At 52.1% G+C, this 25,874-nt stretch carries 25 protein-coding genes and 2 pseudogenes; 12 read left to right on the top strand and 15 right to left on the bottom strand.

What is annotated here, in order from left to right; translation table 11 throughout:
• Both PUZ33_RS22955 and PUZ33_RS22950 read left to right on the top strand, forming a co-directional pair.
• A partial coding sequence (locus PUZ33_RS22955; RefSeq protein ID WP_131729156.1) for an IS3 family transposase occupies window positions 1-108 on the top strand: 108 nt, incomplete at its 5' end.
• A 16-nt stretch (window positions 109-124) separates the two neighbouring features.
• A pseudogene (locus tag PUZ33_RS22950) lies at window positions 125-277 on the top strand (recombinase family protein); the annotation flags it as partial.
• Window positions 278-304: 27 nt separating this feature from the next.
• Here the strand turns inward: PUZ33_RS22950 and fghA are convergent.
• From fghA to PUZ33_RS22920, 6 genes are all read right to left on the bottom strand, one after another.
• A complete protein-coding gene (fghA, locus tag PUZ33_RS22945) occupies window positions 305-1,141 on the bottom strand; it encodes an S-formylglutathione hydrolase (protein WP_012561110.1) in 837 nt (278 codons plus the stop codon).
• A gap of 64 nt (window positions 1,142-1,205) precedes the next feature.
• A complete protein-coding gene (locus tag PUZ33_RS22940) occupies window positions 1,206-1,604 on the bottom strand; it encodes a VOC family protein (RefSeq protein WP_012561111.1) in 399 nt (132 codons plus the stop codon).
• 43 nt (window positions 1,605-1,647) lie between these two features.
• Window positions 1,648-2,757 carry an S-(hydroxymethyl)glutathione dehydrogenase gene (frmA, locus tag PUZ33_RS22935; RefSeq protein WP_017384070.1) on the bottom strand — a complete coding sequence of 370 codons (1,110 nt, stop codon included), beginning with the start codon at window positions 2,755-2,757 and terminating at the stop codon, window positions 1,648-1,650.
• 34 nt (window positions 2,758-2,791) lie between these two features.
• Window positions 2,792-3,067: a formaldehyde-responsive transcriptional repressor FrmR gene (gene frmR, locus PUZ33_RS22930; RefSeq protein WP_017384071.1), complete on the bottom strand. Its 276-nt coding sequence runs from the start codon at window positions 3,065-3,067 to the stop codon at window positions 2,792-2,794.
• A gap of 113 nt (window positions 3,068-3,180) precedes the next feature.
• Window positions 3,181-3,878, bottom strand: a protein-coding gene (locus tag PUZ33_RS22925) for an IS1 family transposase (protein WP_223479951.1) whose coding sequence is annotated in 2 segments (ribosomal slippage) — window positions 3,181-3,629 and window positions 3,629-3,878 — 699 coding nt in all. Because the reading frame shifts where the segments join, the coding sequence is not laid out codon by codon here.
• 536 nt (window positions 3,879-4,414) lie between these two features.
• A complete protein-coding gene (locus tag PUZ33_RS22920; RefSeq protein ID WP_017384073.1) occupies window positions 4,415-4,711 on the bottom strand; it encodes a helix-turn-helix transcriptional regulator in 297 nt (98 codons plus the stop codon).
• Between the two features lie 858 nt (window positions 4,712-5,569).
• On the opposite strand from PUZ33_RS22920, the gene PUZ33_RS22915 reads away from it, so the two are divergent.
• The 3 genes and pseudogenes from PUZ33_RS22915 to PUZ33_RS22905 all read left to right on the top strand — a co-directional run.
• Window positions 5,570-8,845, top strand: a complete 3,276-nt coding sequence (locus PUZ33_RS22915; RefSeq protein WP_274205372.1) for a P-loop NTPase fold protein — start codon at window positions 5,570-5,572, stop codon at window positions 8,843-8,845.
• Between the two features lie 204 nt (window positions 8,846-9,049).
• Window positions 9,050-9,379 (top strand): hypothetical protein, encoded by a 330-nt coding sequence (locus tag PUZ33_RS22910; RefSeq protein ID WP_000140246.1) that lies wholly within the window; start codon window positions 9,050-9,052, stop codon window positions 9,377-9,379.
• Window positions 9,380-9,493: 114 nt separating this feature from the next.
• Window positions 9,494-10,504, top strand: a pseudogene (locus tag PUZ33_RS22905) (DUF3362 domain-containing protein); the annotation flags it as partial.
• Between the two features lie 85 nt (window positions 10,505-10,589).
• Here PUZ33_RS22905 and dkgA read toward each other — a convergent pair.
• Both dkgA and yqhD read right to left on the bottom strand, forming a co-directional pair.
• Window positions 10,590-11,417: a 2,5-didehydrogluconate reductase DkgA gene (dkgA, locus tag PUZ33_RS22900; RefSeq protein ID WP_058681062.1), complete on the bottom strand. Its 828-nt coding sequence runs from the start codon at window positions 11,415-11,417 to the stop codon at window positions 10,590-10,592.
• A gap of 105 nt (window positions 11,418-11,522) precedes the next feature.
• A complete protein-coding gene (gene yqhD, locus PUZ33_RS22895; RefSeq protein WP_058681063.1) occupies window positions 11,523-12,686 on the bottom strand; it encodes an alcohol dehydrogenase in 1,164 nt (387 codons plus the stop codon).
• Window positions 12,687-12,881: 195 nt separating this feature from the next.
• Here yqhD and PUZ33_RS22890 point away from each other — a divergent pair, with 195 nt between their 5' ends.
• Complete coding sequence (locus PUZ33_RS22890) at window positions 12,882-13,781, top strand: AraC family transcriptional regulator (protein ID WP_023619917.1); 900 nt, start codon at window positions 12,882-12,884, stop codon at window positions 13,779-13,781.
• Window positions 13,782-13,826: 45 nt separating this feature from the next.
• On the opposite strand, the gene yghB is transcribed toward PUZ33_RS22890, so the two are convergent.
• Window positions 13,827-14,486: a DedA family general envelope maintenance protein YghB gene (gene yghB / locus PUZ33_RS22885; protein ID WP_058681064.1), complete on the bottom strand. Its 660-nt coding sequence runs from the start codon at window positions 14,484-14,486 to the stop codon at window positions 13,827-13,829.
• A 142-nt stretch (window positions 14,487-14,628) separates the two neighbouring features.
• Window positions 14,629-15,816: a cystathionine beta-lyase gene (gene metC / locus PUZ33_RS22880; protein WP_013098713.1), complete on the bottom strand. Its 1,188-nt coding sequence runs from the start codon at window positions 15,814-15,816 to the stop codon at window positions 14,629-14,631.
• 251 nt (window positions 15,817-16,067) lie between these two features.
• Here metC and exbB point away from each other — a divergent pair, with 251 nt between their 5' ends.
• Both exbB and exbD read left to right on the top strand, forming a co-directional pair.
• On the top strand, window positions 16,068-16,799 hold the full coding sequence (gene exbB / locus PUZ33_RS22875) for a tol-pal system-associated acyl-CoA thioesterase (protein ID WP_013098712.1): 732 nt from the start codon (window positions 16,068-16,070) through the stop codon (window positions 16,797-16,799).
• 6 nt (window positions 16,800-16,805) lie between these two features.
• Window positions 16,806-17,231, top strand: a complete 426-nt coding sequence (gene exbD, locus PUZ33_RS22870; protein WP_048971479.1) for a TonB system transport protein ExbD — start codon at window positions 16,806-16,808, stop codon at window positions 17,229-17,231.
• Window positions 17,232-17,273: 42 nt separating this feature from the next.
• On the opposite strand, the gene PUZ33_RS22865 is transcribed toward exbD, so the two are convergent.
• On the bottom strand, window positions 17,274-17,723 hold the full coding sequence (locus PUZ33_RS22865) for a hypothetical protein (protein WP_029883022.1): 450 nt from the start codon (window positions 17,721-17,723) through the stop codon (window positions 17,274-17,276).
• Between the two features lies 1 nt (window position 17,724).
• Entirely contained in the window at window positions 17,725-18,129 is a 405-nt protein-coding gene (locus PUZ33_RS22860) for a hypothetical protein (RefSeq protein WP_013098709.1), read from the bottom strand.
• Between the two features lie 104 nt (window positions 18,130-18,233).
• Between PUZ33_RS22860 and PUZ33_RS22855 the strand changes: the two genes are divergently transcribed.
• Entirely contained in the window at window positions 18,234-18,737 is a 504-nt protein-coding gene (locus tag PUZ33_RS22855) for an ESA_00282 family adhesion-associated protein (protein ID WP_013098708.1), read from the top strand.
• Window positions 18,738-18,809: 72 nt separating this feature from the next.
• The gene (locus PUZ33_RS22850) at window positions 18,810-19,298 is read left to right on the top strand and encodes a TIGR00645 family protein (RefSeq protein WP_013098707.1); all 489 of its coding nucleotides are present in this window, start codon (window positions 18,810-18,812) and stop codon (window positions 19,296-19,298) included.
• A gap of 48 nt (window positions 19,299-19,346) precedes the next feature.
• Here PUZ33_RS22850 and PUZ33_RS22845 read toward each other — a convergent pair whose 3' ends face one another.
• Window positions 19,347-20,387 (bottom strand): aldo/keto reductase, encoded by a 1,041-nt coding sequence (locus tag PUZ33_RS22845; RefSeq protein ID WP_058681065.1) that lies wholly within the window; start codon window positions 20,385-20,387, stop codon window positions 19,347-19,349.
• Between the two features lie 246 nt (window positions 20,388-20,633).
• Between PUZ33_RS22845 and PUZ33_RS22840 the strand changes: the two genes are divergently transcribed.
• Window positions 20,634-22,181 (top strand): methyl-accepting chemotaxis protein, encoded by a 1,548-nt coding sequence (locus PUZ33_RS22840; RefSeq protein ID WP_029882958.1) that lies wholly within the window; start codon window positions 20,634-20,636, stop codon window positions 22,179-22,181.
• Window positions 22,182-22,451: 270 nt separating this feature from the next.
• Here PUZ33_RS22840 and PUZ33_RS22835 read toward each other — a convergent pair whose 3' ends face one another.
• Complete coding sequence (locus tag PUZ33_RS22835) at window positions 22,452-22,784, bottom strand: glycine zipper domain-containing protein (protein ID WP_048971475.1); 333 nt, start codon at window positions 22,782-22,784, stop codon at window positions 22,452-22,454.
• 160 nt (window positions 22,785-22,944) lie between these two features.
• A complete protein-coding gene (yghU, locus tag PUZ33_RS22830; protein WP_013098701.1) occupies window positions 22,945-23,814 on the bottom strand; it encodes a glutathione-dependent disulfide-bond oxidoreductase in 870 nt (289 codons plus the stop codon).
• A gap of 184 nt (window positions 23,815-23,998) precedes the next feature.
• On the opposite strand from yghU, the gene gss reads away from it, so the two are divergent.
• Window positions 23,999-25,861 carry a bifunctional glutathionylspermidine amidase/synthase gene (gene gss / locus PUZ33_RS22825; protein ID WP_058681066.1) on the top strand — a complete coding sequence of 621 codons (1,863 nt, stop codon included), beginning with the start codon at window positions 23,999-24,001 and terminating at the stop codon, window positions 25,859-25,861.
• Window positions 25,862-25,874 lie beyond the last annotated feature (13 nt).

The following is a 25,874-nucleotide window of genomic DNA, read 5'->3' as shown; positions in this document are numbered from 1 at the left end:
GATTACATCGAAATGTTTTATAACAGTAAGCGTCGGCATGGTTCTAGCGAACAGATGTCACCGACAGAATATGAAAACCAGTATTATCAACGGCTCGGAAGTGTCTAGATTATCCGTGGCGATTCACCGGGGCAAACAGGCCGATCAGGAACGACATAAGAAAGTTCTGTATTACCGACAGGTCAAGAAACTGAGCATAAGAGAAACTGCTGAAGCCACCAGTTACAGTACATCTCAGGTCTGCAGGGTTCAGGCCCTGTTCAGGCCTGAAAATTAAGCACATTTTCTGAGGCTGGAAATCAACTCATGCTGACAGCCTGAGCCTGTTGGCATGGTAAGCAATGTGCTCACCAATAAAGCTGGAAATGAAATAATAGCTGTGGTCGTATCCAGTATGATATCGGAACGACGCATTGAGGTTCATCTCATTGCATACTCTCTCAAGGATTTTGGTGCGCAGTTGCTCTTCATAAAAGGCGTCACTCAGCCCCTGATCAATGAAGATTTCTGGTAATTTTTCACCCTGTAAAATGAGGCTGACTGGATCGTAGGCTTCCCACGTTTTTCTGTTTTCACCCAGGTAAGCGCTAAATGCCTGTTGCCCCCATGGCACCTGAGAAGGCGATACTATCGGGGAAAATGCTGATACGCTCACATATTCACCAGGATTTCGCAGAGCCAGCACCAGAGCACCCAGCCCTCCCATAGAATGACCGGATATAGATTTTCTTGCCGTTGCAGGAAAATGATTCATGACGACATCCGGAAGCTCTCTGAGAATATAGTCATACATCCTGTAATGAACATTCCACGGCTGTTCCGTCGCGTTCAGATAAAAACCGGCCCCCTGGCCAAGATCGTAACTGTCGGCATCCGGGACATTATTACCCCGGGGACTGGTATCCGGGACAACAACGATGACGTTATGCCGGGCTGCATAATGCTGCATACCTGATTTGGTGATGAAATTCTGCTCAGTACAGGTCAGGCCCGACAACCAGTATAGTACCGGCAGTTTTTCTGTTACTGCTTTGGGAGGAAGATACACACCGAAATTCATTTCACAATTAAGGGATTGTGAATAATGCCGGTACACGTTTTGCCAGCCGCCAGAGCTGGCATGCTGCTCAATGAGTTCCATCAGCCGTTATCTCATGGTTATTTCCCCTGACCGAAGCCAGGGGAAGTATCTTTAAATCCGGACGTCAGATAAACGTATACGCCGTGATTTTGTTACCCGCCGGATCCCGCAGGTAGGCAGCATAGGCCCCGGGAAGGTGACCACGCGGGCCAGGTTGACCTTCATCAGCTCCACCGGCGGCAAGGCCGGCAGCATGGAAAGCATCAACCTCTTCCGGGGTGGCAGCAGCGAAGCCGACAGTCACCCCGTTAGCGGAAGGTGCTTCACCGTTGCCCGGACGGGCAATGATAAATGCCGGCTTTTCGCGGCCATAGAGTACCCAGCCGTTGCCAAACGGGCCGAGGTTATTGATACCAAGCGTGCCCAGGACGACATCGTAAAATGCGGAGGATTTCTCGACATCGGCTGCGCCAATGAACACATGAGAAAAGATGCCGTCACCAGAAATTACCGGAGTTGTCATTTTCCACTTCCTTCAGTTTGAGTTGATTAAAATTCTGATGGGATCAGTAATGAATCACTGTCCGGATAGATTTGCCTTCATGCATAAGCTCGAAGGCGTCATTGATTTCATCCAGTGTCATCGTATGGGTTACAAATGGCTCAAGGTCAATATCCCCCTTCATGGCATCCTCGACCATACCGGGGAGCTGAGTGCGGCCTTTTACTCCGCCAAACGCGGAACCTTTCCATACGCGCCCGGTGACCAGCTGGAAAGGACGGGTGGAAATCTCCTGTCCGGCCCCTGCGACACCAATGACAACGGACTGCCCCCACCCACGGTGAGCACTTTCCAGCGCTGCACGCATGACGTTAACGTTACCGATACATTCAAAGGTATGGTCAATACCCCACTTGTTGATATCCAGCAGAACATCTTTAATCGGTTTGTCATAATCATTCGGGTTAATGCAGTCAGTGGCCCCGAACTGACGGGCCAGGTCAAATTTTGTCGGATTAGTATCGATAGCGATAATACGTCCCGCTTTTGCCTGACGGGCCCCCTGTACCGCAGCCAGACCAATTGCCCCCAGACCAAAAATGGCAACTGAATCGCCCGGCTGCACTTTAGCCGTGTTATGGACGGCGCCAATACCGGTAGTCACGCCACAACCCAACAGGCAGACGTGTTCATGGTTCGCCTCCGGGTTAATTTTTGCCAGAGAAACCTCGGCCACAACGGTGTATTCACTGAATGTGGAACATCCCATGTAGTGGTAAAGAGGCTGACCGTTGTATGAAAAGCGAGTGGTCCCGTCAGGCATCAGTCCTTTGCCCTGAGTCTCGCGAACCGATACACAGAGGTTCGTTTTACCGGACTGGCAGAATTCACACTCCCCGCATTCAGCGGTGTAGAGCGGAATAACATGGTCACCCGGCTTCACACTGGTGACGCCTTCACCAACTTCAACGACGATACCGGCTCCCTCGTGGCCGAGAACCACCGGGAAAACGCCCTCAGGGTCATTCCCTGAGAGGGTAAAGGCATCGGTATGGCAGACACCTGTGTGGGTGTTTTTAATCAGCACCTCGCCTTTTTTAGGCGGAGCAACATCAATTTCAACAATCTCCAGGGGCTTCCCTGGTGCAAATGCAACAGCGGCACGTGATTTCATACGTAATATATCCTCAATGTAATAATGGCCTCACCTATTTAAGATAGGCACGAACCAGCTCAATCGTATCGTCAACTGATTTACTGACTTCATGACTGTAGCTGTCATTCTGGTCAAAGGTTTCCCGTATGTGGCTCTCCAGCACCTCTGCCATCAGTCCGTTAGCGGCGCCCCGGACGGCGGCGATTTGCTGGAGAACGGAACGGCATTCAGCGCCACTTTCAAGTGCTCTTTCCAGAGCATCAATCTGACCCCGGATACGGCGAACCCGGGTTAGGACCTTTTTTTTCTCTTCAGGAGTACTGGGCATTGCTTACCTCACTGCTCTGTATTTCTTATACTATAGGGGAGTATTACATTAAGATCAACACATACCCCACTATAGTATAATAAATATATCAGAGCACCGGTAATGACTCCAACTTACTGATAGTGTTTTATGTTCAGATAATGCCCGATGACTTTGTCATGCAGCTCCACCGATTTTGAGAAAGACAGTGACTTCCTGCCCAGCCTTGCCAGATGCTGCCTCAGATTCAGGTTATGCCGCTCAATGCGCTGCGTATATCGCTTGCTGATAACGTGCAGTTCTCCCTTCAGGCGTGATTCATAAAGCGGCCAGCCATCCGTCATCCATACCACGACCTCAAAGGCCGACAGCAGGCCCAGAAGACGCTCCAGCGTGACCAACGTGCGTTCACCGAATACGTGCGCCACAACCGTCCTCCGTATCCTGTCATACGCGTAAAACAACCAGCGCTGGCGTGATTTAGCGCCGACGTAACCCCACTGTTCGTCCATTTCCGCGCAAACAATAACGTCACTGCCCGGTTGTATGCGTGAGTTTACCGACTGCGGCCTGAGTTTTTTAAGTGTCGTAAAATCGTGTTGAGGCCAACGCCCATAATGCGTGCACTGGCGCGACATCCGACGCCATTCATGGCCATATCAATAATTTTCTGGTGTGTACCGGGCTGAGAGGCGATGTAAGTGAACTGTAGCTGCCATGTTTTACGGCAGTGAGAGCAGAGATAGCGCTGATGTCCGGCAGTACTTTTACCGTTACGCACCACGCCTTCAGTAGCTGAACAGGAGGGACAGCTGATAGAAACAGAAGCCACTGGAGCACCTCAAAAACACCATCATACACTAAATCAGTAAGTTGGCACCCTTACCCTGTATAGGTACTCTCTGTTTTTCGTGGCCTGCCTCGCCCACGAATTTCGCCAGTCATGACTTTGCTCCTGCATTTTATTAACGGAAAAGAATAAGTGATTTTGCGCGGAGGCTTCAATCAGTTTATCCCCGGCGGTGACGAGGTGGCCACCTATGCCGACTGGACAGGGGACTGACTATTGCCATAACGCCATCGCAGGTTGCTTCAGTAAACCTGCTAATCCCGTACAATGGCGAATTCGCTATATCCGCTTCTCGCACTTAGCTGCCATAAATCGGCCAGGCAATCACAGGTCATTTCTGTCTCGCAAAGAAGGTGCCGTTTCTGCTTTGCGTTGACACCCCTAAATATTAGAATTAAAAGGAGAGAGTTACTGGAAAAAGGCAGCGGAGGCAGTGACAATCGTGGCTTGAAGCCACTACTCGATGGATGCGGACATGTAGTTGGCGTCATTCGACAAAACTAGCAAACTTCTAATAGTCACCATTTCTCCCGTCTGGCGGGAGTGCTGTCAAATGCCCCCCTCATCTCTGTGTGGGAAATGAAGGGTGAAGGGGAAATAGATGACAGCGTTATTTCTACGCCCAGAATACTGAATACCTTGTACAGACGATCAATACTGGCGCTAGCAGGGTTTGCTTCCAGGCGGGCATAGGTTTGCTGCGTTACGCCAAGCCTCTCAGACACATCTTTTTGCGTGAAGCCCTTGATTTTGCGAAACCCGATTAGCACAGGTCTGAGCTGGTTCAGCGTTTTTATCGGGAACTGATTATTCATAAGTGACCTGCCTCGCAGACTGAGTAGGGAGTACCGCCCTGTAATACAGCAGGTAAGGTGTATTTTGTGTTATACAGACTATAGGCTGTAAAACCTTTATTGAAAAGATGCTGATGTTCCAGGGGCATGCCGAGCATGGACGATTTTCTGCGGGGCGGTATTTCGCTACGGGGGAGATTGCGTTCGGGCAATGTACCGGTGTAAAAAACGTCAATTTTTCAAAACCGCTGTTATCGGGATAAGCTGAAAACTCCGAAGGCAGACACAGCCACGAATAATGTCAGACTTAAGCTCTGTAGCTGTCTTCTTTTGCCTGTAAATAACGTCTAGTTTGACTCTGATGAAGGCTGTACCAGGCAGAGAACATGTCACTCTCGGGGCCGGATGATAAAATGTGTTCAACTGGCTGGGCAGGGTAATAGCGAAGAACGTTCTCTGAAATTCGATTCAGCTCAGCGTAACGTGCGCTGTAGGTATGTATAATCCATTGCATCAATTTTGCATCCGTATTATTCGCAGATTACACACAAGAAGCTTAACAATGGCTGAAAGAGTGAGCAGGGATATGTAACAAAAACAAGGGCTTCAAGATGAACTGGATAAAACCGGAGCAGAGCAAGCCCTGTTCCGGTTTGTCAGGCTTTGGAATTTCTTCCAGGCCCCTGCAGCTAGTCACAACAAACACATTAATGTTTTCATTGCTTCAATTCAATATTATTGTGTGAAAGGGATTCCATCGAAATCGGCTTATGCATGCTTAAAACTAAACTGCCCCGGCTGCAGTCATTTGGTTGCTGTGGGCTCTGTACTGTGTCTAATAGTGAAAGAATCTTACGTTATAACGAAGGAAATTGCTGAATGACTCTACGATTGCAGACGGAATCACCCGCTGACCAGGATATGTTTAGAGGCAGCAGTCATGAAAAAGTTGCAGAGAATGTGGCTCAGATCATCAGGACACCTGATGTCAATATTATTGGTCTGGAAGGTGAGCTGGGTTCAGGTAAGTCAACAATATTGAAGTTCCTGCAGAAAAAGCTTAAAGATGATTTTACGTTCATTAACTTTGATGCAGAACGTTACCATCATGGCTCAACTAAAAAAGCGCTTATCGATGTCATCCACCACGGGGTCAGCCTACAATGTCCGGGCTCCCGGGATGTGTTGGATAAGTATAAAAATCTGGCTCTGGGTAACATCGTTGAATACGACAAGAGGGTCAGCAGCAGGCTAAGCTGGTTGACCGTCGTTTTTATTTTACTGTCATTGCTTTCCGTGCAGATGCTTCGTTATGTGCTAACAGACCTTAATCAATATTTTACTAACAAGGAGTCATTATTAGGGTGGCTTTTTTATGTTGAGGTGGCCGCGTTTCTTTCTCCTGCCATTATGGTCGCAGGACTGGCATGCCTGCAGAACATGGAATGGTACAGAAAGAAAGGGTATTCGAGTATTGGTGATTTGTTCAAACGCAACAGTACTGACAGGATTGAAGAGACTTGGCTAGTTAATAAGGAGGTCGGAGCTATTGAGCCGGCTGAAGCTCTGCAGGGATTTACCTCCAAAGAGGTCATTTCCCATGGAGATCGCTTCATCCTTATCATTGATAATCTGGACCGAATCAGTGCAGACAAAGTGAAAGAGCTCTGGAGTGATATGGAGCTTATTGCCGGAGCCACTCATGAACACTTCAGGATAGTGGTGCCCTATTCGGCAAGACAGGTTTCAGCCTCACTTTCTGTGGCGGGTTTCAGCGGGCGTGAGTTTATTGCAAAGCGGATTCCTGTAAGTTTTCAGGTTCCTCCTCTTATTTCGGCAGGATGGCAGGAAGCGTTAAGGCAGTACTGGAAAGAAACAGTAAATGAGGATGCAGGGATAGCGTGCCGGGAAGCAACGGTGTTGCTTGAGCGCTGGAAACCCTCTGAGTATCCTCGTATCACACCGCGATTAATGAAGAAGTTTGTTAATGATATTCATATTCTGAACCTTACCGTTCCTGCAACAGAAGATCATCGCCATATTCTTATTGCTCTCTACTTACTGGTGGTCAGATACGGGGAGCGAGATATTAAAGTATTACTTCGCGATCCCAAAGCTAGTCAGACCGAACCCGGTATTGCTCCGGATGATTTTGACGAGATGCTCTCGCTAACTTATCAACAAATATCCCGAATTTTTAATAACGATACAGAAAGATGGAGCGAATTTCTGATGAGCATCCACTATCAGTCCACGGTGGAGCTTGCCAGGAGCGAGTTGCTTGATACGCCTCTTAAAGACGCGATTGGTGCTATAAATATCCCACGGCTTGAAGAACTGACGGCCTTGTGGGGTTTCGCTGAAGCATGGCAGCGAGTGGCACCACATATTCAGATGCGAGACTGGCTGGTTTCTTATAGCCGGATGGATGAGAAGTGTCAGGCTCTCGCCGAACCGCAACTCAAAGTCGCAGTGCAAATGCTGAATCAGAGTTATGCTGTTTCACTCAGAGAAAAGAATGATGAAGGTTTCGTATTGAGTCTGCAGAAACTGATGGCTGACGGGCGGATAAGCCTAGAGCCTTTCGTCGAAAGGCAAATATCGTTTATTGTGAGTAAACTTGATGAAATTCAGGATTCAGAAAAATTGGAGGCTGAATCCACGAAGACGTTGCTGCAGGAAGCTGATTCATACTCTGTTCTGGCCGGTGAATCACTACTGAATAAAATGGAGAATTTTGTAGATGGCGTATTTTATGTGGAATACCTTGTCAATAATGAAGAGACCTTGTCAAACCTGAAAATTGGCACACTAGATATCGGAAATCACGGTCGGGAGGAGATGTTACGCTATGGAGCTGAGCAACCTCAGATAGACCTTTTTAATCCGGGAATTATCCGGCATATCAATATTGCATCGAAGGCGGTACAGAACGTAATTGGAAAGAATGATGGTACAGGTGGGGCTCAGGTTAGCTCTGCAATAATGACGCTTAAAAATCGTCAGGTTGTTGAGGACGTTATCCATTTCAGAAAAATTGTTCTGAGCCCGGACTGGAATAATAATGTTTTAAATCAATATTATCTTAATAATACGGCGACGAGGAATCTCTTCCCTGCGGAATTTGCTGCACAGGCTGTTGCTCACATGGTGCTCCATGGTAACTATGCCGGTATCGAGTCGTACAGTGAACATATTGGTGAGGAACGGTTTGACCTGGCTTTGGCTGCATATCTTCGTTATCTACGTACTGCCGAGAGTATCTTTATAGCACTTAAGGATAAAAATGTTCTGCCGTACATCAAAAATGCTGTTGGCAGGATTGTTGATTTAGGTCTTCTGGTGAATATACCTGTCCTGAGCTTTGTTAAAGGTCAGTATGACGTCATCAAAGAAGCTACAAATGCAACCTCTCTTTTAATATTTGTGCGAGAGCGTCAAAAAGCACTGTCAGAGAAAATAATTGAGTCTGATGTGAATGCTATGGGTCCAGTATTTCTCCATGACGTATATCAGTCAGGTGAGCAGTTTGATATTTTGAAGAAAAAGCTGAACGCCCTGGCATGTGGAGTATTTAGTTCTTCTGAAAGGCTTATTGAGTGTTTTACGGTTCTTCCTGTGAACATGCGCTTTATCCTTGAACAAATGCAACTTCAGGGGCAGCATATCCGGATGGAAGGTAGTGTGGGTATCTTTGCATCATGGTTCCGTGATGCAGAGCCAGACGTTGTCACAAATGCCGAGAACATTCATTTTCTGTGGTCTTGCCTCGACGATACCCAGAGAGAGACTGTACTTGATGAGTTGCACGATGTCTTACTTGAAAGACATATTCGTATTGACAGCCGTATTGCGATTATTACCCGTTTTCATAATGAGTTGTCGTTTATTGAACCTGAGAAGGCCGTTGAACGCAGGGCTATTGCGGCGCTGTTTAGCGCTTCTGTTGATAATGTATTATTGTCTCAATGGCTTGACCGTCAGACGTTTTCATTTTCATCATGGTCTCCGGAGGACGCCCGTACGGCAACGAGTTGTATAATGAATAACTCGGAGATTTTTCCTCTCATCTGCAGGAATTCACAGTATATTAAAAACAGAATGTTACCAGAGAAAGCGGACGTTACAGAAGATAGTGATACGTTTCCGGACTGAGTTCGTTCTTTAAATCCTATACCTGAAGACCACAGCGGTGGTCTTTGGGAGTTTTTTTATTGCCTGATATACATTAAGCATGTTATATCTTGCTAAGAAATAATCATTCAGGGATTAATCATAACTACTGAAGTTATGTTGTGTTCTTTTCTTTTAAAAATAAATTATTCAGATTTATTTTCTATTGATTTAATGAGGTAGGGAATGACAGAAAGTGCTTTGCTTTTGCGAGAGGCATTTAATGAATCGGTTAACTATATGACATGGTCTTTTTATTCACTGATAACTGCTTACGTTTCGATGGCTTTTTATGATAGAGTTGAGGTTAAGACCCGAATAAATAATTATCTGAATAAGTTACTTTTCGTGATTGCTATGTCCGTTTTTATCCCAAATATGTACTTTGTTTCAATGGTGTTCAGTCAGAAGTTAGGCACCGCAGCTGGCGTTGCGTCATTCATTATTGGGCTACTTTTCATGATGTTAAACTCGGCACCTGTAATTACTGGTATCGTACAGCAGCGCAAAGATTGAGTTTTATGAGTATAGTCAGTTGGGTTTTCATCTGTTTTATCAGACTTAGAAAAATGAAATCTTTCAATTCATTGATTTTAAACGCAAAAAAATTTCTAAATGATCAGAATTATAGGGTGCTCGCTCTGCTCCATTACCGAGCACGAGGGGCGCATTATTCAGAGCCGTTCTGAAGATTCGATCATCAACGAGATCGAAGCCATTCGCGATACCGTGCCTGGCTTTACCGGGGTGATCTCCGACCTCGGCGGCCCAACGGCCAATATGTACATGCTGCGCTGTAAATCGCCGCGCGCGGAGCAAACCTGCCGCCGTCTCTCCTGTGTCTATCCAAGCATTTGCGAACATATGGACACCAACCACGAGCCGACGATCAACCTCTATCGCCGCGCGCGTGATTTGAAGGGCATCAAGAAAATCCTGATTGCCTCCGGGGTACGTTACGACATCGCTGTGGAAGATCCGCCCTACATCAAAGAGCTGGCGACGCACCACGTCGGTGGCTATCTGAAGATTGCGCCGGAGCACACCGAAGAAGGCCCGCTGTCGAAAATGATGAAGCCGGGGATGGGCAGCTACGATCGCTTTAAACAGCTGTTCGATACCTACTCAAAGCAGGCAGGGAAAGAGCAGTACCTGATCCCGTACTTCATCTCCGCCCACCCGGGTACGCGCGATGAAGACATGGTGAACCTGGCGCTGTGGCTGAAACAGCGTCGCTTCCGTCTGGATCAGGTGCAGAACTTCTATCCGTCACCGCTCGCCAACTCCACAACCATGTACTACACCGGCAAAAACCCGCTGAGTAAAATTGGTTACAAGAGTGAAGATGTGGTGGTGCCGAAAGGGGATAAACAGCGTCGTCTGCACAAAGCGCTGCTGCGCTACCACGATCCGGCTAACTGGCCGCTGATCCGCCAGGCGCTGGAAGAGATGGGGAAAAAGCATCTGATTGGCTCGCGTCGCGACTGTCTGGTGCCGGCACCAACGCTGGATGAGATGCGCGAAGCGCGTCGCCAGAACCGCCATACGCGCCCGGCGCTGACCAAGCATACGCCAATTGTGCATCAGCGTTCGAACGGTAGCGCGGGAACGAAAAAGAATGTGAAACGTAAGAGCGGCTAGTCTCATTGCCCGGTGGCGCTTCGCTTACCGGGCCTACAACTCAGATCGTAGGCCGGGTAAGGCGCAGCCGCCACCCGGCTTTTTACTACCCGCCAAACTGATCCGGATCGGGCCCTAAACGCTTGCCCTGATCCAGTTTCGCAATCTCGCCCAGCTCATCTTTATCCAGGCGGAAATCCCAGACGTCGAAGTTTTCGGCGATGCGCGATGGCGTGACCGATTTCGGGATCACCACCAGGCCGTTGTCCAGATGCCAGCGAATAACAATCTGCGCCGGAGTTTTGCCATATTTATCCGCCAGATCGCGAATAATTTTCTGGTCGAATACCCCTTCACCGCCCTGAGCCAGCGGGCTCCAGGACTCGGTCTGGATTTTGTGCGTGGCGTTCCAGGCGTGAAGCTGGCGCTGCTGCATCAGCGGGTGCAGTTCAATCTGATTAATCACCGGCACAACGCCCGTTTCGTCAATCAGACGCTGCAGGTGATGAACCTGGAAGTTACAGACGCCGATGCTTTTCACCAGCCCCTCTTTTTGCAGTTCAATCATCCCTTTCCAGGCATCAACATAATGGTCGATAGCCGGAACCGGCCAGTGCATCAGATACAGATCGACGAAATCGAGCTGGAGTTTATCCAGGCTCTCCTGCAGCGCTTCGCGCGGGCGCTTTTGGTCGTCGTTCCACAGTTTGGTGGTGATAAAAAGGTCGTCGCGGGACATACCGGCGCTGGCCAGTGCTTTCCCCACGCCGTCCTCGTTTTTGTAGGCGGCGGCGGTATCAATGGACCGATAGCCGACTTCCAGTGCTTTATGAATGGCGGAGACGACCTCGTCGTTACCGGCTTTCCATACACCTAGCCCCAACTGGGGCATCACGTTGCCGTCCTGCAGCTTGATTACGGTTTGGTTTGCCATTTTTCCTCCTTCAGGTGCGCATCGCCGGAGGGGGACTCCGGCGATGGGGTGTGCATTAAGTCTGGACGAAATGTCAAAAAACGAAAGGCAGGATGCCAAAAACGCTTAGCGCGCCGCCTCGTAGATACTACGGCTAACGTCCAGCGTAATGTCGCCGTGTTCGCCCAGCTGAGTCATGCCGTGTTCTTCAAGTTTAGCCAGCAGGGCAGGGATAGAGCTGCCATCCAGACCATAGCCGGACAGACGCGTCGGCACGCCCAGGCCTTCAAAGAAGTTGCGGGTCGCTTCGATTGCCGCATCGATACGCGCGTCGTCAGAACCTTCGGTGATGTTCCAGACGCGTTCCGCGTACTGCAGCAGTTTGGCGCGTTTGGTATCACGTTTTTCGTTCCACAGGGCCGGCAGAACCACCGCCAGCGTCTGGGCGTGATCCAGACCGTGCATCGCCGTCAGTTCATGGCCCAGCATGTGGGTTGCCCAGTCCTGCGGCACGCCTGCGCCAATCAGGCCGTTCAGCGCCTGCGTTGCAGCCCACATCACGTTGGCACGCACGTCGTAGTTTTCTGGCTCTTTCAGCGCCTTCGGACCCTCTTCGACCAGCGTCAGCAGAATGCCTTCCGCAAAACGATCCTGAATTTTGGCATCCACCGGATTAGTCACGTACTGCTCAACGGTGTGAACAAAGGCGTCGACCACGCCGTTCGCGACCTGACGCGCGGGCAGGGTGTAGGTGTACACCGGATCGAGGATCGCGAATACGGGCTGAACGTGCTCGTTCATAAAGGCCTGTTTGTCTCCGGTGGTTTTACGGGAGATCACCGCGCCTTTGTTGGATTCAGAACCGGTGGCTGGCAGGGTCAGCACGGAGCCCATCGGGATCGCGCTTTTAATGTCGCTGCCGCGGGTTTCCAGGATATGCCATGGGTCGATACCGTCGGCGTAGTGTGCTGCCGCGGCGATGAACTTCGTGCCGTCCAGCACGGAACCCCCGCCGACAGCCAGCAGGAAGGTGATGTTTTCTTCGCGGGCGATTTTCACCGCGTTCATCAGCGTTTCATAAGAAGGGTTTGGCTCGATACCGCCAAACTCGCGTACGTCCAGACCTTCCAGTGCGCTGTAAACCTGATCCAGCACGCCGGTTTTTTTCACGCTGCCGCCACCGTAGGTGATCAGCACGCGGGCGTCAGCGGGGATCTGTGCACGCAGATCGGCGATAGCGCCTTTACCAAACAGGATGCGGGTTGGGGTGTGGAGATTAAAATTATTCATGGCTCGTTCCCTATCGTGGGTGAAAAATCGTGGCGGCGCGGATGGCTACCTGATGCTGCACATTGTGGCTGCCCGGGGATATCCTCTCAATGCACATTCCTGCCGATGTCTTGCCCATTTCTACAGAGCACTGGAGAAACGTCAGGAAAATGCGCAGACTGTGAGGGTCGCAAACCGTACCCGGAGTAACGCTAAATGAACCGTGAAGCCATCTGTCTTCAGCTCACTTCGCAGATTAAGAGACTGATTGATAAGCAAAATAACCCAGGCGAACTGCTGCCGGATATTCGCCTGCTCTACGGGACGCAGCCGGGAACGCGGACGCCGGTGATGTATCAGCCGGGCATCGTTTTTCTCTTTTCCGGCCATAAAATTGGTTATATCAATGAACGCGTGTTCCGTTATGACACCAATGAATATCTGCTGCTGACAGTACCTTTACCCTTCGAATGTGAAACCTTCGCGACAGAGGAGGTACCGCTGGCGGGGATCCGCGTAAATGTCGATATTCTTCAGCTTCAGGAGCTGCTGATGGACATTGGCGAAGACGAGCTTTTCCAGCCGTCGATGGCGGCGAGCGGCATTAACTCAGCCACGCTGTCAGAGGAGATCCTCTGTGCCATTGAGCGTCTGCTGGACGTGATGGAGAGACCGCTGGATGCGCGTATTCTGGGTAAGCAAATCATCCGCGAAATTCTCTATCATGTGCTGCTGGGGCCGGGTGGCGGGGCACTATTGGCGCTGGTCAGTCGGCAGACCCACTTCAGCCTGATAAGCCGCGTACTCAAGCGCATCGAAAGCCAGTACACGGAAAACCTCAGCGTTGACCAGCTGGCGGCGGAAGCGAACATGAGCGTCTCGGCGTTTCACCACAACTTTAAGTCGGTGACCAGCACCTCGCCGCTGCAATACCTCAAAACCTACCGTCTGCATAAGGCGCGGATGCTGATGATCCACGACGGCATGAAGGCCAGCGCGGCGGCGATGCGGGTCGGATATGAGAGTGCGTCGCAGTTTAGTCGGGAGTTTAAGCGCTACTTCGGCGTCACGCCGGGGGAAGATGCGTCACGCATCCGAACCATGCAGGGAGTCTGACGGCAAACGTAGGCCGGGTAAGCGATAGCGCCACCCGGCTTTTATTTATGCACTGCAGTACTTCTTCTTAATCACCACCGCAATCGTTCCCACCAGTCCAGCCACCAGCAGGAACATCGGCAGCACCATCAGGAAGGTCATTACCTGGTCTTCATGGTGCTTCACAAACGGGATCATGTTCAGCGCATAGCCGAGAGTGGTAACGACACCCACCCATAACAACGCGCTCAGCCAGTTGAAGAACTGGAAGCGGCGGTTCGACAGGCCGGAAATGCCTGCCATGGTGGGCAGCAGGGTGCGAACAAAGGCCAGAAAACGCCCGGCCAGCAAGGCCAGCAGGCCATGCCTGTCAAACATGCAGGTCGCACGCTGATGGTATTTATGCGGTAGCTGCGCCAGCCAGCTCTTCACGACGCGCGTATTGCCGAGCCAGCGGCCCTGCAGATAGCTCAGCCAGCAGCCCAGGCTTGCCGCGGAGGTGAGGATCACCATGGTCGGCGCGAAGTCCATGACACCTTTACCGATTAACGCCCCCGCAAGCAAAAGGAGGCTATCACCGGGTAAAAATGAGGCTGGCAGTAATCCATTTTCCAGAAACAGGGTCGCGAACATCACGAAATAGACGATACCTACAACGTGAGGATCGGTCAGTGCGGCGAAGTCGTGTTGCCAGAGCGCCGCGATAATATCTTGAATAACAGCCATGGACTTTCCTGTGGAACAACAGATATAGCACTATTGTACTCCCTTATTTGCCCGATGGGGTTGATCGCGGGCGCAACTAATGCAGACTTTTCTGGTGGCGGTGTCCACAAAAGCATCCATGGAGTACATGTTTGCCAGCACTCTACACGATACGCGCAAACCCTGCTGCTAAATCGGCAATTAAATCGTCCGCGTTTTCTAAACCGATATGCAAGCGAATCAGGGTGCCGCTGAAGTCCACTTCACCGCCAGGGCGCAGGGCCGCAATCTGCTCCGGCTGATTAGGCAGGATCAGGGATTCAAACCCGCCCCAGGAGTAGGCCATGCTGAAGAGGGTAAAATTATCCAGATAGCTTGCCAGCTCGTCATTATTCAGCCGTTTTTTTAGAACGAATGAGAACAAACCGCTGCTGCCCGTAAAGTCTCGTTGCCAGAATTCATGCCCTTTACTGCCCGGCAGTGCCGGATGGTTGACGCGCTCAACCTGCGGGTGCTGCGCCAGCCACTCAGCTATCTTCAGGCTGCTTTCGTGATGCTGACGCAGGCGCACCCCCAGCGTGCGAATGCCGCGGCTGGTCATGTAGGCGGTATCGGCATCGACCATCTGCCCCATCAGGTAGGCATTTTCCCGCAGCTGATCCCAGCAGCGGGCGTTAGAAACGGCCGTGCCGATCATCCCGTCTGAGTGGCCAATCAGATATTTGGTCGCCGCCTGAATGGAGATATCAATGTCGAATTCCAGCGCTTTAAACAGCACGCCTGCCGCCCAGGTGTTGTCGATCATGATAATCGCCTCTGGCGCTTTGCTGCGCACGGCTTTCACGATGGCCGGCACGTCGTGTACTTCCATGGTGATCGAACCCGGAGATTCCAGGAACACGATGCGCGTGTTGGGCTGAATAAGCTCTGCGATGCCTTCGCCAATCAGCGGATCGAACCAGCCCGTGGTTACGCCGAGTCGGGAGAGGATTTTGGTGCAGAAATCCTGGCTCGGTTCATAGGCGGTGTTGGTCATCAGAATATGGTCGCCCTGTTCCACGAACGCCAGAATGGTGTTGGCGACTGCCGCCGCACCGCACGGAAACAGCGCGCAGCCTGCGCCGCCTTCCAGCTCGCACATGGCTTCCTGCAGTGAGAAGTGGGTTAGCGTGCCACGACGTCCGTAAAACAGTCCGCCTTTGGCGCGGTTACGCGTGGCGATTTTTTTGTCCTCTACGGTATCAAACACCAGCGAGGAGGCCCGTTGGATCACGCTGTTCACCGAACCCTGAGTATATTTCTTGCTGCGCCCGGCCTGTACCAGCGTGGTATCAAGATGCTTCTTGGTCATGTTCGCTAACCCTGTTTTTATACGTCTGGACGTCCAGACTACCACGAAAGTGAAAATCTACACCCGGATGCTTATCGAATAAGCAGAAAATATTAGCAAAAAACCGCATAAGAAATTTTTACTGCGTAAGCGCAAGGAATATGAGCGAAAATTGCGGCACTATGTAAATAGTAATGAGAACGACTATCAATTCGACGATGTTTTGATATTATTACGTTCAGATTTTGTGATTTGCGTCCTGGAGATACAGAGTGGGTAATAATTTGATGCAGACGGATCTCTCCGTTTGGGGCATGTATCATCATGCTGACATCGTGGTTAAGATTGTGATGATCGGCCTGATTCTGGCGTCCGTGATCACGTGGGCTATCTTCTTTGGCAAGAGCGCCGAGCTGATTTCTCAGAAGCGCCGCCTCAAGCGTGAGCAACAGCAGCTGGCTGAAGCCCGCTCTCTGGATCAGGCGTCTGATATGACCTCATCCTTCCACGCGAAAAGCCTGACCACCCTGTTAGTTAACGAAGCGCAAAACGAGCTGGAACTCTCCGCAGGCAGTGAAGATAACGAAGGTATTAAAGAACGTACCGGCTTCCGTCTGGAGCGTCGCGTCGCCGCCGTGGGCCGTCATATGGGCCGGGGCAATGGATATCTGGCGACCATCGGGGCCATCTCGCCGTTCGTGGGGCTGTTCGGTACGGTCTGGGGCATCATGAACAGCTTTATCGGGATTGCGCAAACCCAAACGACGAACCTGGCGGTAGTTGCACCGGGTATCGCCGAAGCGCTGCTGGCGACCGCTATCGGTCTGGTTGCGGCGATCCCTGCGGTGGTTATCTATAACGTCTTCGCGCGCATGATTGGTAGCTATAAAGCCACCCTCGGTGACGTCGCCGCGCAGGTTCTGCTGCTGCAAAGCCGCGATCTTGATCTGAATGCCAGTGCCGCTAAACCGGTGCACGCGGCCTCCAAACTGCGCGTAGGTTAATGAATTATGGCAATGCGTCTTAATGAAAATATGGACGATAACGGCGAAATGCATGAAATCAACGTGACGCCGTTTATCGACGTTATGCTGGTTCTGCTGATTATCTTCATGGTTGCTGCGCCGCTGGCGACGGTCGACGTGAAGGTAAACCTGCCGGCCTCGTCCAGCCAGCCGCAGCCGCGCCCGGAAAAGCCCATCTATCTGTCGGTGAAAGCAGATAAATCGATGTTCCTTGGGAACGACCCGGTGACGGCTGACTCTGTCATCCCGGCGCTGGATCAGCTCACTGGCGGTAAGAAAGACACGACGGTCTTCTTCCGTGCGGATAAAACCGTTGATTACGAGACCATGATGAAGGTCATGGATACGCTGCATCAGGCGGGTTATCTGAAGATTGGGCTGGTCGGCGAAGAGAAAGCGGCCGCGAAATAACGAAGAAGCTGGCGAAAGCCGGCTTTTTTTATGCCTGTCGGGTTATTCGTGTTTGTTATCCGTCGACGCGGGAGAGAGGGCTGCCAGCGCGTCCTCGTCAAGCGCGACGCTGGTGACGTTTGAGGTACGATACTCGCCGTCGGACAGTTTGCGCGTCAGGCGCAGGGTTGCGGTTTCTCTGGCCAGCAGATACTGATAATTGGCCTCCAGACGCCCCAGAAGCTTCTCTTTCAGCTCGGGCCGTTGTTCGATGATGGCATTCATCACGGCGCCGTAAATCTCTTCCTTGACCTGTAAGGGATAAATCTCGCGGCGGTTCTGCCATTTCAGGCGCACCAGCGTCGCCGGAATGGAAACCAGATCCTGGGTAATACGCGTCATCTCGGCGTTTTTGGTGTTACGCAAAGCCTCGAGATTTTGCTTTAAGATAAATTCGTCACTTTTTTTCTCATCTAAAGTCAAATAGACATCGTTATCTTTAACGTCTTTCACATTAATCTTCCCCCAGGTTATAAAAAATTGGGTTGTTTTTTTCTCGCGTAATTAGATTAAGCCAAATTTCATTGCCCGCTTCATTTATTTCTTTGGTCTTTTCGGCCATTATTTGACTTAGTTTCTGGGCATCTATTTCGCCTTCTGCCTGCAGGTCATTCAACAGGTGGACAAAGGCTTCAATTTTGATGGCGCGAAATAAGCGATCCTTTATATGACGATCGTGCTCTTCCAGCAACATATTACGTGATTTGCCGCTACGGGAAACACCAATTAATATGTCAGGCTCAAAATCAGCGAGCTTTCTTTTTCCCTGAGTGAAATTAGCCTCTTTTTCTGCTTCCGTCGGTTGCTGTTCCACAGGCGTGATGTGGTACTTAGCCGGGACGAGATAGTCGGGCAACATTTTTTAATTTCCTTTAATTTCAACAAGGTGGGGAAGGTAAAGGCGTGAGATTCGTTGACAATATCATGAGGCAATTTTAAAATCAAAAAAAATGGAGCCAACCCATGAACAGCATATTTTTTACGGTCATTACATTACTATTACTGACCGCTGGTGTTCTTTTATTGATGCAGGAGTTCAATAAAACGAAAGAGTCGAAAGACACCAGTGAAACCCCACAGCCTGAACTGATGACTAAAGAGGAAGGTGAAGACCATTTCTCTGTTTTGATGAACTCGGTGACGCCGGTTTGGTACTGGCGGGTGAACCATGAATATATCGACTTTTTGCACGCGACAATAAAGCGGATGAAAATGTCGGAAATTAATGACACGCCGGGCCTGTTTGAAGCGCAGCGTCGCTGCAGTGACCTGAATTCAGCGGTCTATAAATATTACGACAATATCAAAAAGCGCTGTCTGAATGGTGAGAAGGTCTCGTATTCCGATTTAGACGTATTAAACCTGCGTCAGTGCTTTCGCGAGTTCAGCCTGGAAGCCTATCCGGAACTGGTGGTGCTGGTCTGGCCGGAGTATGCGCGCCCTGAGGTGGATCCTGACAACGTGTAATGGTTAGTTGTTGCAAACAGTCAGCGCCGTTGCGATATACTGAGTGCTGGTTTCGTTTGCAGACAGGACTTTATGGAACGCTTCTTTGAAAACGCTATGTACGCCTCGCGCTGGATACTGGCACCCGTCTATTTTGGCCTTTCGCTGGCGCTGATTGCGCTCACGATTAAGTTCTTCCAGGAAATCTTGCATGTTCTGCCGAACATCTTTTCCATTGCCGAAGCAGATTTGATTCTGGTTCTGCTGTCACTGGTGGATATGACGCTGGTAGGGGGCTTACTGGTGATGGTGATGTTCTCTGGCTATGAGAATTTTGTCTCCCAGCTTGATATCGACGCGCGTAAAGAAAAGCTGAGCTGGCTGGGCAAAATGGATGCCACGTCGCTGAAGAATAAAGTGGCCGCCTCGATTGTGGCGATCTCCTCCATTCACCTGTTACGCGTGTTCATGGACGCAAAGAATGTCCCGGACAACAAACTGATGTGGTATGTCATTATCCATCTCACGTTTGTGCTTTCGGCGTTTGTGATGGGGTATCTGGATAAGATCAGCAAGAAGTAATTTCCTTCTTAACCACCCTCTCCCTGTGGGAGAGGGCAACAGACCGCACTATTTATCCGACGACGCCTGCCACAGATTCAACTCTCCATCCGCAACATGCTTATCAATGCGTATCAGCTCCTCTTCGCTAAAGCGCAGGTTTTTCAGCGCCTGAACGTTCTCTTCCAGCTGTTCCGGGCGGCTCGCGCCAATCAGCACGGACGTTACGCGCTCATCTTTCAGCAGCCAGCTTAGCGCCATCTGCGCCATTGTCTGACCACGTGCCTGTGCCATCTCATTGAGCAAGCGCAGACTGTTCAGATTGGCTTCGGTCAGCATCTTCTGCGTCAGCCCGCGCACTTTATTCCCCTCGCGCTGCATCCGCGAACCTTCAGGAATACCGTTGAGGTATTTTCCGGTCAGCAACCCCTGCGCCAGTGGGGTAAACGCAATACAGCCAGTACCGTTTTGCTTTAGCGTCTCCAGCAGGCCGGTTTTATCCACCCAGCGATTAAGCAGGTTGTACGACGGCTGATGGATGAGCAGTGGAATTTTCCATTCGCGAAGCAGGTCAGCCATTTTCTGCGTGCGCGCCGTTGAATAGGACGAAATTCCGACATACAGCGCTTTACCGCTCTGCACCGCATGGGCCAGCGCGGCAGCGGTCTCTTCCATCGGCGTGTTCTCATCCACGCGATGGGAATAGAAAATATCCACATATTCCAGACCCATACGCTTCAGGCTCTGGTCGAGGCTGGCGAGCAGATATTTGCGCGAGCCGCCCGAGCCATACGGTCCCGGCCACATGTCGTAACCCGCTTTGGTGGAGATAATCAGCTCGTCGCGACAGGCGGCAAAATCCTCCCGCAGCAGGCGACCAAAGTTCTCTTCCGCGCTCCCCGCAGGCGGGCCGTAGTTATTGGCAAGATCGAAATGGGTTATACCGAGGTCGAAGGCTTTACGCAGCAGCGCACGCTGGATGTCGAGCGGCTGAACGTGGCCGAAACTGTGCCAAAGGCCGAGCGACAGCGCAGGCAGGCGCAGCCCGCTTTTGCCACAGTAGCGGTACTGCATATTTTCATAACGGCCGGGGTTAGGGTGCCAGGACATGATGTCTCCTTTCTTATCGATGAATTTTCGAAACAGCGTTTTCATTCTTTGATTATCAAACCATAAATCTGCTCGTGAAGCGATGTCGCGGCGGGAAAGGCCTCTAAGCGTTAATCGGTGCTGTGGTACCTGTGAAGCCACGCTAACGAAAAATAGTTACAAAAGGTTATAATTTCCGCGGTTCCTGCCGATAACGAGAGTAGTACTCGCCTCTGGGCGAACTCACCCTCACGGCAAGGAACACTTATGAACATGCTCCGTAATTTCACGATCCGTTTCGTCATGCTGACGATCCTGGGGATCTTTTGTTTAATGTGGGCAGGCGTTGGACTCTACAGCACCTGGTCCCTCTCTCGCGTTTCGGATGGCAATGAAGTCGATCGCCAGCTGGTGAAACAGATGACCATACTCAGCCAGGGCAACGATCAGTATTTCCGCTTCGTTACCCGACTGAGCCGCGCGATGGAAGTCAAAGCCGCCGGCGGTACGCCGGATCTGGCCTCCGCCCAGCAGGCGCTGGATAACATGGGCAAAAAACTGGCCGAGATGAAAGCGATCTCTCCGGGTCCGATGGATGAACAGGTCTCCTCCCGGGTGATCGGCACCTGGCAGGCGCTGCTCGAGCAGGGCGTTACGCCACAAATGCAGCAGGCGAAGCTGGGCGCGCTGGATGGTTATCGCCAGCAGGCTAATAACGTCACGCCACAGCTGAGCCGTGCGTTTGGTGCGGCCGCTGAGGAGTTCAATAACGCCGCTGCGAAGACCCTCGACAGTACCCGCGTAGTGGTGGATGGCCTGACCAGCATGACCCGCACGGTGATTATTGCCGCCACCGTGATTGGTCTGCTGATCCTGCTCTTTAGCGACCGTTACCTGGTGGCGATGCTGGTGAAACCGCTGGACCGAATTCGTCAGCAGTTCCGCCAGATTGCGCAGGGCGATCTCAGCCAGCCCATTGAACCGTTTGGTCGTAACTGTGTGGGGCAGCTGGTGCCGTTGCTGAGTGCCATGCAGGACAGCCTGCGCGAGGCGGTCAGCACGATCCGCGCGGGCAGTGAAAATATCTGGCGCGGGGCGACCGAGATCTCCAGCGGTAACAACGATCTCTCCTCCCGTACCGAAGAGCAGGCTGCCGCGCTGGAAGAGACAGCAGCCAGCATGGAGCAACTCACTGCCACCGTGAAGCTGAACGCCGAAAGCGCACGTCAGGCAAGCCAGCTGGCGGATGTGGCATCGACCACGGCCAGCCGCGGTGGCTCGCTGGTGGAGGAGGTGGTGACCACCATGAGCGGTATTTCCGACAGCTCGAAGAAAATTGCTGAAATCACCACCGTGATTAACAGTATCGCCTTCCAGACCAATATTCTGGCGCTCAACGCAGCAGTGGAAGCGGCGCGAGCGGGTGAGCAAGGCCGTGGCTTTGCCGTGGTGGCAGGTGAGGTGCGTAATCTGGCCAGCCGCAGCGCCAACGCGGCGAAAGAGATTGAAGGGCTGATTGCCGATTCCGTCGCTCGCGTCGAGCAGGGGGCTCAACTGGTGAACGACACGGGGACCACCATGGAAGCGATTCTGCGCGATGTAACGGAAGTGACCACCATCATGAAGCAGATTGCGTCAGCCTCTGAGGAGCAAAGCAAAGGCATTTCCCAGGTCGGGGTTGCCATTACGCAGATGGACGGTGTAACCCAGCAAAATGCCTCGCTGGTGGAGCAGGTCTCCGCCGCGGCAGCGGCACTTGAGCGGCAGACCGAAGAGCTTCAGCGTTCGGTGCAGAAGTTCCGTCTCACGGCATAATGTTGCGGTTGGTTGCCTGACCAGAGAAAACAAGAAACCCAGCGTAAGCGCTGGGTTCAGGCTGCTGATATCGTGCGAGATGTGCCCCTCGCCCGGCGGCGCTACGCTTGCACGGGCCTACAACGAACAGTGCCAATTTATTGATATTGTTGTCGATTGTAGGCCGGGTCAGCGTAGCGCCACCCGGCAAAACAGGCGGTTCATTTTTTGATAGCGGGGTTTGTCATTAAACTCAACCTACCGGCTCGAAAAGCAGAACCACGGCGGTTATCAGTGCGTCGCTTCACCAATCAGCGCGCCTGAACCCGCACCGACAGCGGCACCTTTCAGCACGCTGTTGCCCGTCACGGCAGCGGCACCTGCACCAACAACAGCGCCCACGGCACCGCCTTTACGTGCGGCTTTACCTTTGTCACCGTTTTTGAACATCGCACCCGTGCCTGCACCCACGACCGCGCCGCCTACGGTGGATTTCAGATCTTTACCTGTGGCCGCCCCAATCGCCGCGCCTGCTACCGCACCGGCGGCGGTTTTATCCATCGCCATACCTGAGGTAGAAAAAAGGAGGATGCTGATCACCAGCGCTGTATTGATTGCTTTCATAACAAATCCTTTGTGACTGCTGTCGGTTGTAACGTCGCTTCTCGCCGTCTGGCTGGAGAAAAACGTCCGCATAGTGCCAGTAATACCGGCCCAACCCTTAAGCTAATCATGCCCTGGGCAAGGATTTGCCTGGCCGGGCGGTTACCCGCCCGGCCGTGCATCACGCCTGACGCTTGTCTTCGGTTTTGGTCTCGAAGTCGCTCGCCGCGTGGCGTTCGTGGAGTTGCTCGTTAAGCTCACCGTTGGTGCGATTCACAATCCGTCCGCGCTTCACGGCAGGGCGGTTCGCTACGTCTTTTGCCCAGCGCTGGACGTTGGTGTACTTCTCTGCGTCCAGGAACTCGGCGGCGTTGTAGACGCTGCCCAGCGCCACGCAGCCAAACCACGGCCAGACCGCCATATCGGCGATGGTGTATTCTTCACCCGCCACGTAACGGCCGCGGGCGAGCTGTTTATCCAGTACGTCGAACAGGCGCTTGGCTTCCATCGTGAAGCGGTCAATCGCGTACTCGATCTTCACCGGCGCATAGTTGTAGAAATGGCCGAAACCGCCACCGAGGAACGGGGCCGCGCCCTGCAGCCAGAACAGCCAGTTCAGGGTTTCCGTGCGGCCAGCCGGATCTTTGGGCAGGAAATGCCCGAACTTCTCTGCCAGATAGAGCAGGATGTTTCCGGATTCAAATACGCGCGTTGGCGGGGTGGTGGAGTGGTCACGAAGCGCCGGTATTTTCGAGTTCGGGTTCACCTCAACAAAGCCACTGGAGAACTGATCGCCTTCACCGATGCGGATCAGCCACGCGTCGTACTCCGCGCCCGTTACGCCCAGCGCCAGCAGCTCTTCGAGCATGATCGTCACTTTCTGGCCGTTCGGCGTGCCCAGGGAGTAAAGCTGCAGCGGGTGCGAACCGACGGGCAGATCTTTCTCATGTGTGGCACCAGAAACAGGACGGTTGATGTTGGCGAACGCCCCGCCGCCGTTCTTTTTCCATTCCCACACTTTGGGTGGCTGATAGGTATTTTCGTCTGACATGTTGGCCTGCCTTTTTTGTGATGTGTTGAGGCAGTGTAGCAGGAGATGAATAGACCGTTTAACGAACTGAGCGCAAAGGTCAGGGGAGGTGTATGATAACCCCACCTCTGTCAGGTTAATTACAACGTGCAGACGACGACAACCCTTCCAAAAAATTGCCGCCTGCCTGTTTTAGGTTGGATACATGCGTAAAGGAAAGTTAAGCAGTGATGCGCCATTCGGGACGTTGTTAGGCTATGCGCCCGGTGGCGTGGCGATTTACTCTTCAAATTACGGCAGTCTGGACCCGCGTAAGTACCCGCAAGACGCGGATTTCCGCAGCTATATCGGCAACGAATACATGGGCCACAAGTGGCAGTGTGTGGAGTTCGCCCGCCGTTTTCTGTTCCTCAACTATGGCTTTGTGTTTACCGATGTCGGGATGGCGTGGGAGATCTTCTCCCTGCGTTTTTTGCGCCAGGTGGTGAACGATAATATTCTGCCGTTACAGGCTTTTGCCAACGGCTCGAAACGCGCGCCGCAGGCCGGGGCGCTGCTCATCTGGCAAAAGGGCGGCGAGTTCCATGAAACCGGCCATGTCGCAGTAATCACCCAGCTTTTAGATGGCAAGGTCCGCATTGCCGAGCAGAATGTTATTCACTCCCCGCTTCCGCTCGGACAGCAGTGGACCCGCGAACTACCCATGACCGTTCAGAACGGCTGTTACACGCTTCATGACACCTTCAGCGATACCGAAATCCTTGGCTGGATGATCCAGACGGACGACACGGAGCATAGCATTCCCCAGCCCGAACCTGACGGCGAACTGCTGAAAATCAGCGGTGCGCGGTTGAAGAATAAACGTCAATACGACGGAAAATGGCTCAACGAAAATGACGCCCTGCAGCAGGCCTACATCCGCGCCAACGGCCACGTTATTAATAACGATCCCTGCCACTATTTCACGATTACCGAAAGCGCCGAGCAGGAGCTGATTAAAGCGACCAATGAACTGCATCTGATGTACCTGCATGCCACCGACAAAGTGCTGAAAGATGATAACTTACTGGCGCTTTTCGACATCCCTAAAATCCTCTGGCCGCGCCTGCGTCTCTCCTGGCAGTGGCGTCGCCACCATATGATCACCGGTCGTATGGATTTCTGTATGGATGAGCGCGGCATTAAGGTTTACGAGTACAACGCTGATTCCGCCTCCTGCCACACCGAGGGCGGCTTAATTCTGGAAGAGTGGGTCAAAAACGGTTATCGCGGCAATGGGCACAACCCGGCAGAAGGTCTGCTGGAGGAGTTGACCGGCGCGTGGAAACACAGCCATGCGCGTCCGTTTGTGCACATCATGCAGGACAATGATGTCGAAGAGGATTATCACGCGCTCTTCATTCAGCGCTCGCTGCTGCAGGCCGGGTTTGAGACCAAAATTCTGCACGGTCTGGGCGCGCTGAGCTGGGATGCTGCCGGGCAGTTAATCGACGACGAAGGTCGCCACGTCAACTGCGTATGGAAAACCTGGGCGTGGGAGACGGCAATCGAGCAGATTCGGGAGGTCAGCGAAACCGAATACGCTGCCGTGCCAATCCGCACCGGCCACCTGGCAGGCGAGGTGCGGCTGATTGACGTCCTGCTGCGCCCGGAAGTGCTGGTGTTTGAACCGCTGTGGACGGTGATCCCAGGCAATAAGGCGATCCTGCCGGTGCTGTGGCAGTTGTTCCCGAACCACCGCTACCTGCTCGATACCGATTTTGAGGTTAACGCGCTGCTGAAGCAGACCGGTTATGCCGTCAAACCCATTGCCGGCCGTTGCGGCAGTAATATCGATCTGATCAGCGCCCAGGATGAACTGCTGGATAAATCCAGCGGCAAGTTTGTCGATCGCAAGAATATCTACCAGCAGCTGTGGTGTTTGCCGAAGGTGGACGGCAAATATATTCAGGTCTGTACCTTTACCGTGGGCGGGAATTACGGCGGAACCTGCCTGCGTGGGGATGAAACGCTGGTGGTGAAAAAAGAGAGCGATATTGAACCGCTGATTGTGGTCAAGGATAAGTAACCGGGCAGTAACC

This window comes from Enterobacter cloacae complex sp. 2022EL-00981, from assembly GCF_028737495.1.
In the GTDB taxonomy this organism is placed as follows: Bacteria; Pseudomonadota; Gammaproteobacteria; order Enterobacterales; family Enterobacteriaceae; genus Enterobacter; species Enterobacter cloacae.
The sequence above is the reverse complement of the archived record's forward strand: the minus strand, read 5'-3'. Positions and strand labels throughout refer to the sequence as shown.